This window comes from Mucilaginibacter sp. A3364, from assembly GCF_059690715.1.
On the sequence record NZ_JCAWED010000002.1, the window covers coordinates 1,294,874 to 1,310,772 of the forward strand.

The following is a 15,899-nucleotide window of genomic DNA, read 5'->3' on the forward strand; positions in this document are numbered from 1 at the left end:
TAAGCATCCTCTAAATCAACTGAATCACGTATCCGTCAGCCCAAAACCACCATTTTAAAAAAACCTTTTATCGTATTACAAATTTTATCTACATTTGCAGGCTAATTGTTGCTCATTGAAATCGCTAAGAAATTATACGATTCCGTTTTCCGGCCTGGCGCTGGGGAAGCATCACTTTGAATACCACATTACTGATGAGTTTTTTGCCGAGTTTGATTACTCGCTGGTAAAAAAAGCTGATCTGGAATGTAAGCTGGAGCTGGATAAGCAGGAAACAATGCTCATCCTTACCTTCAACATAACCGGTACCATTGGTGCTACTTGTGATAGATGCTTGTCTGAGTTTCCGCTTAAGGTGGATATTCACGAACAGCAGATAGCCAAGTTTGCCGACGAAGAGATTGATGAGGATGATGAAATACTAACCCTGGGCCGCAACGATCATGAAATTATGATCGGGGGTTTAATTTACGAATATGTAAATGTTGCGGTACCGTTTATAGCAATTTGCAGTGACGAGGGTGGTTTGCCCTCATGTGATAAAGAAATGTTGGACAGGCTAAAAAATCTGTCGGCAAATAATGAAGAAACCGAGCAAACAGACCCACGGTGGGACGCGCTCAAAAAAATCAAATAATAATAAAAGGAAGTTATGCCACATCCAAAACGTAAAATATCCAAATCAAGAAGAGACAAACGCAGAACACATGATAATGCAGTTGCTCCTACTTTAACTACTTGCAAAACAACCGGCGCTGTACACTTATCGCACAGAGCTTATACTGTTGACGGTAACGTTTACTACAACGGTAAATTACTTATTGAAAAAGCAGCAGTAGCCTAACCCAAATTTTCATATATGAAGATTGGCTTAGATATTATGGGCGGAGATTACGCCCCCAAAGCAACTGTTTTAGGGGCTATCGAAGCATATAAGGTCTTGTCGGGTCATACGCTGGTTTTAATCGGCGATAAAGATGCTGCAATAAACATTCTTCAGGAAAACAACATTAGTCCTGATCATTTTGAGTTTGTACACACAACCGAAGTGATTGGTATGGGCGAACACCCTACAAAAGCGGTTGTTCAAAAACCCGACTCAAGCATTAGCGTAGGTTTCAGGCTGTTAAAAGAGGGTGCTATTGATGCCTTCTCATCAGCCGGAAATACCGGAGCAATGCTGGTGGGCTCTATGTTTAGCGTGAAAACTATTCCGGGTGTTGTACGCCCTGCAATAACAACCATTGTACCCAAACTCAAAAACGGTTTGGGTATTTTGTTGGATGTAGGTGCCAATGCCGATTGCAAGCCCGAAGTGCTGGTGCAGTTTGGCGTGCTTGGCAGTTTAATGGCCCAGAATGTTTATGGCATTGAAAACCCGCGGGTTGCCTTAATGAATATTGGCGAGGAAGAGGAAAAAGGCAATCTACTATGCCAGGCCACCTACCCGCTGATGAAAGATACGCAGCTGTTTAACTTTGTGGGCAACGCCGAAGGGCGCGACCTGTTTAGTGACGGTGCTGATGTATTTGTATGCGATGGTTTCACAGGCAATATTGTTTTGAAACTGGCAGAATCATTTTATGTAATTACCCGCAAAAAAGGATTAAAGGACGATTTTTTTGACCGCTTTAATTACGAAGCATACGGTGGCAGCCCAATTTTGGGGGTTAATGCCCCTGTAGTGGTTGGCCACGGCATTTCAAGCCCCGAGGCTATTAAAAACATGGTTCTTTTATCAAAAGATATGGTAGAGAGCAAGCTTATCGAAAAGATAACGCAGGCTTTTCAATAAATAAAAATATACTATGAGTAAAATTACTGCAGCTATAACAGCTGTGCATGGTTACGCACCTGATTATATACTCACTAACGAAGAGCTGTCAACAATGGTTGACACTAATGACGAGTGGATAACCACCCGCACCGGCATCAAAGAACGCCGGATACTGAAAGGCGAAGGCCTTGGCTCATCAGACCTTGCCGTACCGGCAGTTAACGAACTGCTTAGAAAACGCGGCATAGGCGCCGAAGAAATTGATCTCATCATTTTTTGTACTACTACGCCTGATATGCCTTTCCCGGCAACTGCTAACCTGTTTGCCCACAAAATTGGCGCTATAAACGCCTGGGGCTTTGATTTGCAGGCAGCTTGTTCAGGTTTTGTTTTTGGCTTGGCTACCGGCGCTCAGTTTATTGAGAGCGGTAAGCACCAGAAAGTATTAATTGTAGGCGCCGACAAAATGTCGTCTATCATCGATTACCAGGACCGCGCCACCTGTATTATTTTTGGCGATGGCTGCGGCGCTGCTTTGCTTGAACCTAACACCGAAGGTTACGGTGTTATTGATTCGGTATTAAAAAGCGATGGCGCAGGCATACCTTTTCTACACATGAAAGCCGGCGGATCTGTAAAACCGGCCACTCACGAAACCATCGACGCGCGCGAGCACTATGCTTACCAGGAAGGTAAAACCGTATTTAAATTTGCCGTAACTAACATGGCCGAAGCTGCTGCCGAGGTAATGGAGCGCAACAACCTGCAAGGCGATGATATTGCCTGGCTGGTACCACACCAGGCCAATAAGCGTATTATTGATGCTACCGCTACCCGCACAGGTATTAGCGAAGATAAAGTGATCATTAACATTGAACGCTATGGCAACACCACCAATGCTACCATACCTTTGTGCTTATGGGAGTGGGAAGACAAGTTTAAAAAAGGCGACAATTTAATCCTGGCTGCTTTTGGCGGTGGCTTTACCTGGGGCTCATTATATTTAAAATGGGCTTATGATGCTAAAAAATAGCATCAGGAGGCATACGCATATAGTTTGAACATTATAAACTTATTATTGTTATATAGCCAGTTACTGGCACAATAAAAATCAATTGCATTTGTGCGGGTTAAAATCTGCACATTTGCAAAGGCAATTATATCAATTTAGATTTTAAACACATTATCCAAAAAACCTATTAACTGTAACAATGGATATTAAACAAATACAAGAGCTTATACGCTTTGTTTCAAAATCAGGCGTAAACGAAGTAGCGATAGAGCAAAAGGATTTTAAGATCACCATTAAAACCAACGAAGCGCCAACCGTAGTTCACGCAAGCATCCCTGCACCTGCCGCGGTTGCTGCTGCAGCCGCGCCTGCCGCTATTGCACCAACTGTAGCTGCTGCCCCGGCCGCACCTGCCGCTGCACCTGCTGCCGACACTTCAAACCTGATCACTATCAAATCGCCAATGATCGGTACTTTTTACCGCTCGGCTGGCCCTGATAAGCCTTTGTTTGTTAACGTTGGCGACGAGATAAAACCAGGTAAAGTGGTTTGTATTATTGAAGCGATGAAATTGTTTAACGAGATAGAAGCAGAAGTTTCAGGCCGTATTGTTAAAGTATTGGTTGATAACGCATCACCTGTAGAGTACGACCAACCGTTATTTTTAGTAGAACCAGTTTAATTGGGATTACACTGATTTTATTTGATTTCACCGATTCGGTATCTCAAATCAACAAATCAGTGAAATCAATACTATAATCTGTGTAATCTAAAAGTTAAAGAACATGTTTAAAAAAATACTCATAGCTAACCGTGGTGAAATTGCCTTGCGAATTATTCGCACTTGTAAAGAGATGGGCATTAAAACCGTAGCTGTATATTCTACCGCCGATCGTGAAAGCCTTCACGTTCGTTTTGCTGATGAGGCTGTTTGTATTGGCCCGCCTGCAAGTAAAGATTCTTACTTAAATATACCTAACCTGATTTCGGCTGCTGAATTAACGAATGCTGATGCTATACACCCGGGTTATGGTTTCTTGTCTGAGAATGCTAAATTCTCGGCAATATGTGCCGAGTACGGCATCAAATTTATTGGCGCTACTGCCGAGCAGATCAATTCTATGGGCGATAAGGCTTCGGCTAAAGAGACCATGAAAAAAGCGGGCGTACCAATAGTTCCGGGTTCTGATGGTTTATTAGATAGCGTGAAAGAAGGTATCGCGATAGCTAAAAAAATTGGCTACCCTGTAATACTTAAAGCTACTGCCGGTGGTGGTGGTCGCGGTATGCGTATAGTTTGGAAAGACGAGGAGTTTGAAAACGCCTGGGATTCTGCCCGTGCTGAGTCAGGCGCTGCCTTCGGTAACGATGGTATGTATTTGGAAAAATACGTTCAGGACCCACGCCACATTGAGATACAGGTTGTAGGCGACCAGTATGGTAAAGTTTGCCACCTGTCTGAACGTGATTGCTCTATCCAGCGTCGTCACCAGAAACTGGTTGAAGAGGCTCCGTCACCTTTCATGACCGAAAAGCTGCGTAAAAAAATGGGCGAGGCTGCCATTAAAGGCGCCAAAGCTGTTAAATACGAAGGTGCCGGTACGGTAGAGTTTTTGGTTGACAAGGACCGCAACTTCTACTTTATGGAGATGAACACCCGTATCCAAGTAGAACACCCGGTTACTGAGGAAGTGATCAACTTCGACCTAATAAAAGAACAAATTAAAGTTGCTGCCGGTATCCCTATTTCGGGCAAAAACTACGAGCCAACAATGCACGCCATTGAGTGCCGTATCAATGCCGAGGATCCGTTTAACAACTTCCGCCCTTCACCGGGTAAAATAACCAATTTCCACTCGCCGGGTGGCCATGGTGTACGTATAGATACGCATGTTTATGCAGGCTATTCTATCCCGCCAAACTACGATTCGATGATTGCCAAAGTTATCTGCGTGGCTCAAACCCGCGAAGAAGCTTTAAGCACTATGGAGCGTGCGCTAAGCGAGTTTGTTATCGAAGGTATTAAAACAACTATTCCGTTCCACTTGAAACTGTTGAAAGACCCTAACTTCCGTGCGGGTAACTTCACCACCAAGTTTATGGAAACGTTTGAATATACCGAATAACAAAACCCATAACGAGATAATAAACGTAAATACAATTCCGGGCCCTTAAACAGCCCGGATTTTGCCTATATATGAGCGACAATAAAATAGTTAAGGCTATAAAAGATAAGGGCAAGACCCTCGAGGCCGAGATGTCATTCTTTGAGCATTTGGAAGCCTTAAGATGGCACCTTATACGCGCGGCTATAGCCATTTTGGTATTTACAACACTGGCGTTCTGGTTTTACGATTTTATATTCAACACCATCATCATGGGCCCGTTCGATGCTTCGTTCTGGACCTATCGCCAAATGTGTAAAATAGGTACCGCCTTACACATGGATGGATGGTGTGTACAGAAAATCAATGGTATTATTATCAATAACGAGTTGGCCGGCCAGTTTAACCTGGAGATAAACTCATGTATCATGATAGGCGTAGTACTGGGTTTCCCATACCTGTTGTTCGAGTTATGGAAGTTTATAAAACCCGCCCTGCATGATAAGGAACGTAAAGCGGCATCGGGCTTTGTATTTTATGCTTCCTTTCTGTTTCTGTTAGGCATCCTGTTTGGTTATTTTATTATAGCGCCTATGTCTATCAGGTTCCTGTCGGGATTTACGGTTAGCCCTATCATCCAAAATCAGTTTAAAATAGATTCATACCTGTCAACCGTATCAACCTTAACGTTGGGTACCGGGATAGTTTTTGAACTGCCTATACTGATATACATTTTGGCCAGCCTGGGTATTTTAACCTCGTCCATGATGCGCCGTACCCGTCGTTATGCCATTGTGATCATATTGATTATTGCCGCTATCATAACGCCAACGCCGGATATGATAACCATGAGCGTGGTTGCCATGCCGCTGTTGTTTTTGTATGAAGTAGGCATTATGGTAGCCGCCGGGGTTGACAGACGCCGCAAGAAAAAAGAAGAAGCATTAGCAAAATCATAGCCACACTACCCATCATGATTGAAGGATTAAAAATAGCCATAGGTGCAGACCACGCCGGTTTTGAAATGAAAAACGCCCTCTTAACCATACTGGGAGAGAACGTAAAAGACTTCGGCACGTTTTCAAAAGACTCATGCGACTATACCGACTTTGCACACCCTGTGGCATCGGCTGTAGAAAGTGGCGAATTTGACTATGGCATTTTACTATGTGGCAGTGCCAATGGTGTGGCTATTGCAGCCAACAAACACCAGGGCATCCGCGCAGCGCTTTGCTATAACGAAGCCGTTGCCGAACCGGCCCGAAGCCATACTGATGCCAATGTGCTGTGCATTCCATCAAACTTTGTTACGTTGGAACAAGCCAAAAAAATTGTAGAGATATTTTTTACTACCGATTTTGAAGGTGGCCGTCATGCAAGACGGGTGAATGCGATACCGTGTGCGTAACGCATTAAACGCACTTTGTTAAAATAGCGATGGGTTTGAAACCCGTCGCTATTTTTGTTTGGTGGCAATAACCGCGCACTCTCATTCTTCCTTTTCCTCACACTTGTTACTAAAAATGGCATTTGGCAAACATTCATAGTTTGGCAAAACCTTTTACAATGCCTTACCTTTATCCTATTGATCAACCACAAAAAAAACTACTTATGATTTCAGTAAAAGGATACGCGGCACAGTCGCCTACCACCGATTTGGCCGCTTGGGACTTTGAGCGTCGCGAAGTTGGGCCGCACGATGTGCAATTTGATATTTTATACTGTGGCGTTTGCCACTCAGATCTTCATCAGATCAAAAACGACTGGTTCCCGGGTATCTTCCCGATGGTGCCGGGTCACGAGATCGTAGGTCGTATTGTTAAAGTTGGCGAACACGTTAAAAACTTTAAAGTTGGTCAGCTGGCCGGTACGGGTTGTATGGTCGACTCATGCCGTGAGTGCGAGAACTGCAAGCAAGGTCTTGAACAATACTGCCTGCCGGGAAGCTCGCAAACCTACAACGGTTTAGAGCAGGATGGCAAAACCCCAACTTATGGTGGCTATTCAAACAGCATTGTAGTAAACGAGGATTTTGTGTTACACATTTCTGAAGACGTTGACCTGGCTGCAACCGCGCCATTATTGTGTGCCGGTATCACTACCTACTCGCCATTGCGCCACTGGAAAGTAGGCAAAGGCCACAAACTTGCCGTTTTAGGTTTAGGCGGCCTGGGCCACATGGGTGTTAAGTTTGGCGTTGCCTTTGGTGCAGAAGTGACTGTATTAAGTACTTCGCCTAAAAAAGAAGCTGATGCCAAAGCCCTGGGCGCGCACCACTTTGTGGTAACAACCGACCCAGTACAGGTTGAAGCTGCCAAAAACTCATTCGACTTTATATTAGATACTGTATCTGCCCCGCATGACTTTAACATGTACCTGAGCTTGTTGCGTACTAACGGTGTACACATTTGCGTAGGCGTACCGCCGGAACCGGCCAGCATTGCCGCGTTCAGCCTGTTAGGCGGTCGTAAAAGTGTAGCCGGATCGGGCATTGGCGGCATCAAGGAAACCCAGGAAATGCTGGACTTCTGCGCCGAGAACAAGATCGTATCAGATATTGAGATGATAGACATCAAAGATATCCACGCCAGCTACGAGCGCATGGAAAAAGGCGATGTACGCTATCGTTTTGTGATAGATATGGCTACTTTGTAAGATAGATATGAGACGTGAGATATGAGATTTGAGACCGGGGCGTAAGCCCCGCTCTTGTTTATAAAATTTACTGTTGTCTCATGTCTCACATCTCAAATCTCACATCTCCCTGAAAAAATCTCACATCTCAAATCTCATATCTCAAATCTATTTAATAAGTTTGCGCCTCAATACTAAATTATTATGGCTAAAGCATCTGACGTAAAGAACGGCAACATACTTCGCTTTAACGGCGAGCTTATACAGGTAGAAGAGTTTATTCACCGTACGCCGGGTAACCTGCGCGCCTTTTACCAGGCACGTATGCGTAACGTTAAAACCGGTAAACTGGTTGAATACCGTTTCCGCACCGACGAAGAGGTAGATATTGCCCGCGTAGAAACTAACGATTATCAATATTTATATGAGGACGGTGATACATTAGTGATAATGGATAACACCACTTATGATCAGCATAACGTACCGAAAGCATTGTTTGGTCCGGCGGTTAAGTTTTTAAAAGAAGGTATGAACCTTATTGTTGCTTTTGAAAGCGACGAGCCTATCATGGGCCAGATGCCAGGCTCTGCCGAGTTAGAAATTACCTACACCGAGCCAGCAGTAAAAGGCGACACTTCAAGCGGCGCCATGAAAAAAGCAACCGTTGAAACCGGTGCCGAGATCAATGTACCACTATTCATCAACACCGGTGATAAGGTTAAAGTGGATACCGGTAGTGGTGCATATGTGGAGCGTGTGAAAGCGTAAGCTTCTTTCTTTAAGAGAATTGATTAAAATATTATACAAAAGCCTTCCAACTGGAAGGCTTTTGTATTTATCAATTAGCATTAATCCCCGCCGCCTCCGCAACCGCTACAGCCTGAACTGGAACAGCCCGAGCACCCGCTGTTACAACCACTATCGCCGGAATGATGATCGCCACCGTGTCCATCGCCGTGATGATGCCCGTGATGAGAGCTGTCATTATCGTCGCCACTGCAACCGCCGCCATCCGAATCGCCGCTGCATTTGCCGGCTTCCCGGCTTTTTTTGCGATTCCGTCTATCTTGTATCAGCGAAAGAATGATCGCCACCCCCAATATTGCCGGGAAGATCAAACCACCTACGGCCTGTATGGATATGATGCCTGCAACAAACAGACCAATACGTACCATGGTCGACTTGCGCAGTTGTGGTTTGGGTAACAGCCAGTATTTGGCAACGTTCACCCTTTGAAAATTTATATCGCTAAAGCGGGTATGGTTATCCTGCCAGATGTCGGCAGGTGGTATAATGCCAAATTTTTCGGTGTATAATTGTTGCGATGAGGTGTAATAGCAGTCAAACTTTTTCGCTTCGCTTTTGCCACCTTTGGTTGGGTTATGATGGATCTCTTTTTGCAGCGTGTTTTTACAAAACTCTATCCAGTATGATCGGGTAAAAGTAAGATGCAGGTGCCAGGCCTGATCAACCGGATCTGAAGGAGTAACACCTTGTTCGCTAATGCAACACAGGAATACGAACTTTTTGTACTCCTCAATAACGCGTTTTGAATATGCGGGCGACCATCCGTTTTCCCTCGCCAAACGGTCAGAAAATTTAAATGAAGCTTCAGGTTCATCTAAACGGAAATGTTGAATTCGCTGCCACAGCACAGCTTCTGGTTGTGTCATCGTTCCTGACATGATAAATAAGGTTTGCTAAACATACCCAAAAGATAGTTCAAATAAAAAGCCTTCGGTTAGGAAGGCTTTTTATTTATGATTGAGAGCGCTTATTCGATAGGTTGAAACAATCTACCCCACCTCACCTTACTCAACAACCCCGCATTCGGGTCAATACTAAGCCAGGTCATTTTGGCTTTGCCGATGATGTGATCCTCGGGTACGTAACCCCAGTAGCGCGAGTCGAGCGAATCATGGCGGTTGTCGCCCATCATCCAGTAATAGTCCATTTTAAAAGTGTAGGTATTAGCTTTTTTGCCGTTTATCAGGATGTCTTTGCCTTGTACATCGACTTTATTGTTTTCATAAATTTCGATAGCGCGGCGGTATTGTACCAGCGTAGAATCGTTTAACTCTACTGTCCAACCTTTTTTCGGCAGCCTTAGCGGACCGTAATTATCCTGGTTCCATTTAAACTTTTCGTTTTGCGGAAACACGGCCTCGTCATAAGCACCGGCGAGAGCGATAACAGGTTCCACACTTTTAATATTCGAATAACTTTTTAGCGTAGCAATGTTTTGCTGCGGAATGATCATTTCATAAGCCGTTGGCGAAAGTTGCTGGCGAACGGTAATGTTCAAATCCTGGAATACTTGAGGGTTAAGGTCTGTACCGGTGGTAGTAACGGTGTAAGATGTCTGGGCTTTTGGCGCGTTGGATACCGCTTTGCCGTTAATATATACTTGCGTGTTTACAATGCTCAACACATCGCCGGGAATGCCGATGCAACGTTTTATTAAGCAAGTGCGTTCATCAACAGGTATGTTGTAACCCGGACGGGCTTCCTGCGGCGTATTGAAAACTACGATATCGTTATTTTTTATAGTGGTGATGCCCGGCAAGCGCAGGTATGGTAGTTGCACACCGCTCCAATAAGTTTTAAGGCCACCAAAAACAGGCTCCATAAACGGAATAGCAATAGGGGTATTAGCCATACGCGGACCGTAACTTATTTTGCTCACAAACAAATAATCGCCTGTAAGAAGGCTGCCTTCCATGGATCCTGACGGTATGGCGTAGGCCGAAAACAGTAAACCACGTATTAAAGTAGATGCTATTACAGCGAATGCTATGGCATCTATCCACTCGCGGGCTTTGCTTTTTTTAGGTTTGCTTTCGGCAGATTTTTTCCTGAGAAACTTCCAATTCATGGCGCTTAAGTTTTGGTTCAAAACTTAGATGGCCGTTTGACCGAAATGTTACACGCCCAACGCCGCCAGAATCTCGTTGATGGAAAACTTCGCCCCGCACACAAATTCGTCCGATGCACCATAATATATAGTAACCGTATCTCCATCCACTACATGCCCATTGGTAAATACCACATTGCCGAAGAAACCGCTTAGTTCATAAGGTTCGGTAGGTTTCATAATTGGCGCATCGGTTCGGGCCAGTACTTTGGATGGGTCGTTCAGGTCAAGCAGGAAAGCGCCCAGGCAATATTGATGTTCCTTATTGGCGCCATGATATATCTCCAGCCAGCCTTTATCGGTTTTAATAGGTGCCGCGCCCGCGCCTACGCGTTGGCTATCCCAGTTATCCAGACGTGTTTTAACAATACATTTATGATTTCCCCAATGCACACCATCAGGCGATTCGGCCAGCCAAATGAAATTGCCGCCTATATCCACACTGCTGGGGCGATGCAGGCAGTAGTACTTGTTGTTTATTTTTTCTTCAAAAATGGCGCAATCTTTATTATGCGGCGGGATGATAGTACCATGGTCGGTAAAGGTTTTCCAGTCCTTGGTAGTACGCATACCTACACCCACACCATTGCCGCTAACGGCGGTAAATGTTAAGTAGTACGTATCCTCTATTTGTGTTACCCGGCAATCCTCAATGCCGAATGATTGTAAAATACCTTTGCCAAACAAAGGCTCATAGCCCTCCGGCTCGTAAAGGTTGATGCCATCATCGGTACACATCAATCGAAGATGTGACAGCGTGGTCAGATAGTCCAGCCCCATGTATTTAATAACGCGTGGGTCGGTTGTGATCAATTCAGGATGTTCGGCAGGTATTTCCACAACTTCGGTTTTACCCAAGTCGTTAATGATGGGAAAAAAAATAGAACCTTCCTTTTGCACGGCGTTCTCGGCCACACGTACAATGAGCCACGTTTTACCCTCAAACCTAAATACGCCCGGGTTAAGCAAACATATAATATGCAAGCCTTCCTCACTTGGGGGAAGGTCGGCAGGCCTTAGTAAAGGGTTCTCGGGAAAGCGTTGGGCAATGTCTTTTAGCTGGGCAATATCTTTCATCGCAAATGGACTTGTTGTGAATAATTCTAACAGCTTTAAGCGTAATTAAGTTTTGGCGAAACTTTATAAATTAATACTTCAATTTTTTGAAAACAATAGCAAACCATTATAGTTAGGCATTGTGGAACTTAGATCACAAAACTATGGAAGCAATGTCACCATGGGCAGCAATGGCTGCCGATATTTTTAATGACCGAGATCTGCCATATAGCTACAAGAAACAAGTTAAACAATACGTATTTGCCGTTAATAACATTGGCGATTCATTATGGATCATAGTAACCTGGCCGCAAGGCGGCAGGCTGGCTTTACGTGTGGCTTACGCGCCAAATGACCATATCCGCATAAAGCGGGTGGTGGAAAAGGATACGCATGTAACCTTTCACATTAGCGCCGTAATAGGCGATTATACAGTAAAGATCGACTTCCCTGATCAGGACACGCCGGTATTTAGGTATACCACTAAGCTTAAATTATTTGCTCCGCTGTTCATCCCTTTTTCGCCACGGGATATCATACCACTAAACAAAGACGGTAGTACGGGCCAACCCAAGGGTAAGGTGCACGCCAACCAGTGGGGTACGCGTAGCGGCTTTGTGTATTTTAGTTTAGAAAAACCAAAGTCGGGTTCGGTATTTTATATGCAGAACCTGACGGCCCTGGCCGACTATTGCCAGGAAACCGAAACATCGGCCGCCGATACCGTTGGTGGTCAATGGCCCGAAATAGGTTTTAGTCTGCCGCCGGCCATGAAAAAGCCTTTACCTGCCGGGAAGGATATTATCCTGTCCGACGCCTACATAGCACTTAGTGAAGAGGTGCCAGCGAACGAATTGACCATGGCCCGCCAGTTTATGGATATGCTGGGTGCAATTTACCTGCATTTGCCGTTGCCGGCTACGCAGTATCATGACTGGCCCGATATTTTAGACAAAGGTTTGGCCGACCTGGAGAACAGCCATGCCTGCTGGTCGCACGCGGCTGGTAATGATTACCTGAATGCCTACGTATCTGATTACGATACCCCGCCCGAGATCATGGTGCAGTTGGCTGTGCTTTTACCCATATTTGACTATGGTAAGTGGGCGAACCGCGATACGCCTGCCGTTAAAAAGATAGTTGATGGACTGAGCGCTTTTTATGATAAGGACCTCGGCACTATCGTGCGCTGGCACCCTGCTATGGCCGGCCAACTGAATGGGTCGGAAGAGCAGTTAAAGCCTAACGTGATGGATTCATGGTATGTACATCACCCCATGCAAAACCTGGCGCGTATGGCCATGCGTGGCGAAAAGGAGGCGCGTAAGCTTTTTATGGATTCTATAGACTACGTGATCAAAGCAGCGCATCATTTTAAATATCGCTGGCCGGTATTTTATGATATGGTTACGCTGGATATTATTAAAGGAAGCAAACAACCCGGCAAAGGTGGCGAGGGGGATGTTGCCGGCCTTTATGCCTATGTAATGCTTTATGCGTGGGAGCTCACCAAGGATGAGAAGTATTTAAACGAAGCTAAAAAAGCTGCCAAAACTTTACAAGGTTTAGGATTCGAGTTGTTTTACCAGGCCAACAATACGGCATTTGCAGCTAACGCGACATTACGATTATGGAAGATCACGAAGGATAAGCTGTATCTTGATATCAGCATTTTGTGCCTCACCAATATCTTCCGCAATATGCAACTGTGGGATTGTAACTATGGTTACGCTAAAAACTATCCTACGTTTTTCGCTATTTTCCCGCTGGCGGATGCGCCCTACACTGCAGCGTATGAAGAGCAGGAGGTGTTTGCAGCCATGCATGATTATATAGAAATGGCAGCCGATGAGGATTTGCCGCCGTCGGTATCATTACTACTTGCTGAGTTTACGCGTTATATTGTCCAGCGCGCGGCGTATTACTATCCGCCAAACCTGCCTAAAGAAATGCTTTCCGAAGAAGTTAAAATGGGCCAGGTAAACCCTGAACTATGGATAGCATTGGAAGATATTCATGATGGCTGGGAAAAATCGGGCGAAGTTGGTCAGGAAGTTTATGGGGCAGGTGTGGCATTCGGTATCGTTCCACGTCACTATTTAAAGGTGCCCGGCCAAACCTTCCTTATATATATAGATTATCCAACAGCCAAATTCACCAAAAAAGGAAATACCGTAACCTTTGATGTGCGCGGCGATAGCAGGCTAACCTGCCGGATGATGGTGGTGAAGATGGATAACCACGCGCTGCCGAAGTTCACGGTTCATCAAAAAGGCGAGAATGGAAAAGTTGAACTATCCGGCAAAGCCGAAAAAGGTAATATAGAATACTTAGTGAACGGTAATAATAAGGTAAGTATAAGCTGGTAAGTAAGCCCACCTCTCCGCTATACCGGGAAGTGGGCTTATAATTAAACATCCCCTTTAGGTAGTTGGAAGGCTGTTCAATATCCTCAACTCCTTCGGATAATAATTATTCAACCTATTCGGCAGTAATTTGGCCCAGCCCATGGCTTGCCCTTCAAAGTTCATCAGGCTCCAACCTTTGCTGGTGGTATCAATAACCAGGTTGTCGCGGCGTAGGTAGGCTATCGCCTGCTCGTAGCTTAGCTCGGTTTGTAAAACCTCACCCTTATTAATTATAGTACTAAGCGCCAATTCATGGTCGGGTATCAGATCGCGCCCCGCAAGCTTACCAATACGCACGCCCGATTTTTTAATATATAAATGATGCTGCAGCAGGTTCAGGCTTTCTTTGTGTTGCTCGTTAATGGCCAGCCAATCGTCGTTTACCTTAAAAAAGTAAAAATCATCGGGCTTATTAACGTAGGCCTTAATCATGTCCAGCTCGGCGCCGGGTACTTTTTGGTTTTTATTGTTTTTAAAGGATACCAGGTTGCCGCTGCTTTCTTTCTTTTTTAATACCGATGCAAATAAACCCTCGCCTTTAACCTGGCCCGGATAGAAGCGATAGCCCCAGGCCTGCTTAGCGGGCGATTGCGTTTCAACAATGCCCCACTCCTTATTAATAGGTATGCGCACGGTCTCTAACGCAAACTCAGTGCACAGCCAATCCAGTATATCCTCGTTTTCCTGGTGCGAGTAGGAGCAGGTACTATAAATAAGGTATCCGTCGTCGTTTAGTGCGGGATATATATTGGCAAGTATCCGTTCCTGGCGTTCGTGGCACAGGCTAACATTGGCCGGGCTCCACTCGTTCATAGCCGCAGGATCTTTACGAAACATGCCCGAGCCCGAGCAGGGCGCATCTACCAATATAATGTCGAAGAAATCTATAAGGCGGTTAAAGTCTTTCGGGTCGTTATTAGTAACTATGGTGTTGGCCGTACCCCAGCGCGTAAGGTTATCGGCCAGGATGGGTACGCGGGTTTTGATAATTTCATTGGCTACCAAAAGGTCGTCGGTACTCATGCCCGAATTGAGCAGGGTGCTTTTGCCACCCGGCGCGGCACACAGGTCGAGTACTTTTACCGGCTCATCGGGCTTTATAAATTTTAATATATGGGCGATAAACATGGACGATGCCTCCTGCACATAATAGCTGCCGGCATGAAAATGCGGGTCGAATGTAAAGGAGGGGCGGGTATCCAGGTAAATGCCGTCCGCACACCAGGGCACCTGTTCACCGGTTTTTGCTATGCCTTTTTTGAAAGGATTGATGCGAATTGCGGTGGGCGACTCAGAATTTTGATGCGCGTTGACGAAATTTTCGCTGTCGAAACCCGGCTCGCCGGCCATAGTATTGATGAAATTCTCGGGAAATTGGTAGTTATCCATGTCATTTCAAATATACAAAATTTGTGTTTGAGGTGTGGTAAGGGCTTTTTTGATGGATCAAAGCACCGTAATAGGTATTAGTTTTCAACGGGTTATGAATTTGTTTTAATTATTTGAAATTTTATTTGGGGCGAGGGCTGATTTTTACCTACATTTGCAACCCGCTCAGGAAGAAAGAGCGGTTGTTTTTTGAAAGAAGGGTGCTAAAAATTAAATATCAAAAAAGTGAATTTTTCACTTGACGGATAAGAAAGAAAAAGCTACCTTTGCAACCCGCAAACGAAGGAATGCGGTTGTTCATTGAGAATTAAAGAATAGGAATAAAAAATGGTAAATATCACCATTAGCTCCGCAAAAAAAATACAAAATAATTTTTGCAAGATTAAAAAAGATTCCTACCTTTGCAGTCCCAAACAAAACGGGGCGCTCGAAGAGCGAAAGATTAGACGAAAGAATAATCGAAACAACAAAACGAAAGAGAGCAATTCTCGATCGAAAAATTGAAAAGCCGCAAGGCAAATGAATACGATAAGTTAGACCAACGCAAGAAGGTTGTAGCATATAAAGGGGTACACTGCGACAGTGTTACCAAGAAAGTTCTTTT

The 15,899-nt window shown here is 44.9% G+C and carries 15 protein-coding genes; 11 read left to right on the plus strand and 4 right to left on the minus strand.

The genetic code is table 11. From position 1 onward, the window contains the following. The first annotated feature begins 115 nt into the window (after positions 1 to 115). From AC59JT_RS18065 to efp, 10 genes are all read left to right on the plus strand, one after another. Positions 116 to 637 (plus strand): YceD family protein, encoded by a 522-nt coding sequence (locus tag AC59JT_RS18065; RefSeq protein ID WP_497401626.1) that lies wholly within the window; start codon positions 116 to 118, stop codon positions 635 to 637. 15 nt (positions 638 to 652) lie between these two features. Beyond that, positions 653 to 844 carry a 50S ribosomal protein L32 gene (gene rpmF / locus AC59JT_RS18070; protein ID WP_497401630.1) on the plus strand — a complete coding sequence of 64 codons (192 nt, stop codon included), beginning with the start codon at positions 653 to 655 and terminating at the stop codon, positions 842 to 844. A 15-nt stretch (positions 845 to 859) separates the two neighbouring features. Beyond that, positions 860 to 1,795 carry a phosphate acyltransferase PlsX gene (gene plsX / locus AC59JT_RS18075; protein ID WP_497401633.1) on the plus strand — a complete coding sequence of 312 codons (936 nt, stop codon included), beginning with the start codon at positions 860 to 862 and terminating at the stop codon, positions 1,793 to 1,795. A gap of 13 nt (positions 1,796 to 1,808) precedes the next feature. Then, on the plus strand, positions 1,809 to 2,810 hold the full coding sequence (locus tag AC59JT_RS18080) for a beta-ketoacyl-ACP synthase III (protein WP_497401636.1): 1,002 nt from the start codon (positions 1,809 to 1,811) through the stop codon (positions 2,808 to 2,810). Positions 2,811 to 2,988: 178 nt separating this feature from the next. Next, positions 2,989 to 3,471, plus strand: coding sequence for an acetyl-CoA carboxylase biotin carboxyl carrier protein (gene accB, locus AC59JT_RS18085; RefSeq protein ID WP_497401639.1), 483 nt, complete (start codon positions 2,989 to 2,991; stop codon positions 3,469 to 3,471). 103 nt (positions 3,472 to 3,574) lie between these two features. Continuing rightward, positions 3,575 to 4,915 carry an acetyl-CoA carboxylase biotin carboxylase subunit gene (accC, locus tag AC59JT_RS18090; RefSeq protein ID WP_497401641.1) on the plus strand — a complete coding sequence of 447 codons (1,341 nt, stop codon included), beginning with the start codon at positions 3,575 to 3,577 and terminating at the stop codon, positions 4,913 to 4,915. A gap of 71 nt (positions 4,916 to 4,986) precedes the next feature. Then, positions 4,987 to 5,853 carry a twin-arginine translocase subunit TatC gene (gene tatC, locus AC59JT_RS18095; RefSeq protein WP_497401643.1) on the plus strand — a complete coding sequence of 289 codons (867 nt, stop codon included), beginning with the start codon at positions 4,987 to 4,989 and terminating at the stop codon, positions 5,851 to 5,853. Between the two features lie 14 nt (positions 5,854 to 5,867). Further along, entirely contained in the window at positions 5,868 to 6,302 is a 435-nt protein-coding gene (rpiB, locus tag AC59JT_RS18100; protein ID WP_497401645.1) for a ribose 5-phosphate isomerase B, read from the plus strand. A 203-nt stretch (positions 6,303 to 6,505) separates the two neighbouring features. Next, complete coding sequence (locus AC59JT_RS18105) at positions 6,506 to 7,549, plus strand: NAD(P)-dependent alcohol dehydrogenase (RefSeq protein ID WP_497401647.1); 1,044 nt, start codon at positions 6,506 to 6,508, stop codon at positions 7,547 to 7,549. A gap of 183 nt (positions 7,550 to 7,732) precedes the next feature. Further along, entirely contained in the window at positions 7,733 to 8,296 is a 564-nt protein-coding gene (gene efp / locus AC59JT_RS18110) for an elongation factor P (protein ID WP_497401649.1), read from the plus strand. An 80-nt stretch (positions 8,297 to 8,376) separates the two neighbouring features. Here efp and AC59JT_RS18115 read toward each other — a convergent pair whose 3' ends face one another. The 3 genes from AC59JT_RS18115 to AC59JT_RS18125 all read right to left on the minus strand — a co-directional run bounded on the left by AC59JT_RS18115 (position 8,377) and on the right by AC59JT_RS18125 (position 11,519). Continuing rightward, positions 8,377 to 9,201 (minus strand): glycine-rich domain-containing protein, encoded by an 825-nt coding sequence (locus AC59JT_RS18115; protein WP_497401651.1) that lies wholly within the window; start codon positions 9,199 to 9,201, stop codon positions 8,377 to 8,379. Between the two features lie 101 nt (positions 9,202 to 9,302). After that, complete coding sequence (gene lepB / locus AC59JT_RS18120) at positions 9,303 to 10,403, minus strand: signal peptidase I (RefSeq protein ID WP_497401653.1); 1,101 nt, start codon at positions 10,401 to 10,403, stop codon at positions 9,303 to 9,305. A 48-nt stretch (positions 10,404 to 10,451) separates the two neighbouring features. After that, positions 10,452 to 11,519: a glycoside hydrolase family 130 protein gene (locus AC59JT_RS18125; RefSeq protein ID WP_497401655.1), complete on the minus strand. Its 1,068-nt coding sequence runs from the start codon at positions 11,517 to 11,519 to the stop codon at positions 10,452 to 10,454. Positions 11,520 to 11,662: 143 nt separating this feature from the next. On the opposite strand from AC59JT_RS18125, the gene AC59JT_RS18130 reads away from it, so the two are divergent. After that, positions 11,663 to 13,867, plus strand: a complete 2,205-nt coding sequence (locus tag AC59JT_RS18130; protein ID WP_497401657.1) for a hypothetical protein — start codon at positions 11,663 to 11,665, stop codon at positions 13,865 to 13,867. 54 nt (positions 13,868 to 13,921) lie between these two features. Here the strand turns inward: AC59JT_RS18130 and AC59JT_RS18135 are convergent, their stop codons facing one another. Then, positions 13,922 to 15,295, minus strand: coding sequence for a methyltransferase RsmF C-terminal domain-like protein (locus AC59JT_RS18135; RefSeq protein WP_497401659.1), 1,374 nt, complete (start codon positions 15,293 to 15,295; stop codon positions 13,922 to 13,924). Positions 15,296 to 15,899 lie beyond the last annotated feature (604 nt).

What these genes read in the sequence shown, in the direction of transcription:
- AC59JT_RS18105 (WP_497401647.1), top strand. Translation starts at nt 6,506, where the DNA reads ATGATTTCAGTAAAAGGATACGCGGCACAGTCGCCTACCACCGATTTG.
- efp (WP_497401649.1), top strand. Translation starts at nt 7,733, where the DNA reads ATGGCTAAAGCATCTGACGTAAAGAACGGCAACATACTTCGCTTTAAC.
- AC59JT_RS18135 (WP_497401659.1), bottom strand. Translation starts at nt 15,295, where the DNA reads ATGGATAACTACCAATTTCCCGAGAATTTCATCAATACTATGGCCGGC.
- plsX (WP_497401633.1), top strand. Translation starts at nt 860, where the DNA reads ATGAAGATTGGCTTAGATATTATGGGCGGAGATTACGCCCCCAAAGCA.
- lepB (WP_497401653.1), bottom strand. Translation starts at nt 10,403, where the DNA reads ATGAATTGGAAGTTTCTCAGGAAAAAATCTGCCGAAAGCAAACCTAAA.
- tatC (WP_497401643.1), top strand. Translation starts at nt 4,987, where the DNA reads ATGAGCGACAATAAAATAGTTAAGGCTATAAAAGATAAGGGCAAGACC.
- AC59JT_RS18125 (WP_497401655.1), bottom strand. Translation starts at nt 11,519, where the DNA reads ATGAAAGATATTGCCCAGCTAAAAGACATTGCCCAACGCTTTCCCGAG.
- AC59JT_RS18080 (WP_497401636.1), top strand. Translation starts at nt 1,809, where the DNA reads ATGAGTAAAATTACTGCAGCTATAACAGCTGTGCATGGTTACGCACCT.
- accC (WP_497401641.1), top strand. Translation starts at nt 3,575, where the DNA reads ATGTTTAAAAAAATACTCATAGCTAACCGTGGTGAAATTGCCTTGCGA.
- rpmF (WP_497401630.1), top strand. Translation starts at nt 653, where the DNA reads ATGCCACATCCAAAACGTAAAATATCCAAATCAAGAAGAGACAAACGC.
- AC59JT_RS18130 (WP_497401657.1), top strand. Translation starts at nt 11,663, where the DNA reads ATGGAAGCAATGTCACCATGGGCAGCAATGGCTGCCGATATTTTTAAT.
- rpiB (WP_497401645.1), top strand. Translation starts at nt 5,868, where the DNA reads ATGATTGAAGGATTAAAAATAGCCATAGGTGCAGACCACGCCGGTTTT.
- accB (WP_497401639.1), top strand. Translation starts at nt 2,989, where the DNA reads ATGGATATTAAACAAATACAAGAGCTTATACGCTTTGTTTCAAAATCA.
- AC59JT_RS18115 (WP_497401651.1), bottom strand. Translation starts at nt 9,201, where the DNA reads ATGACACAACCAGAAGCTGTGCTGTGGCAGCGAATTCAACATTTCCGT.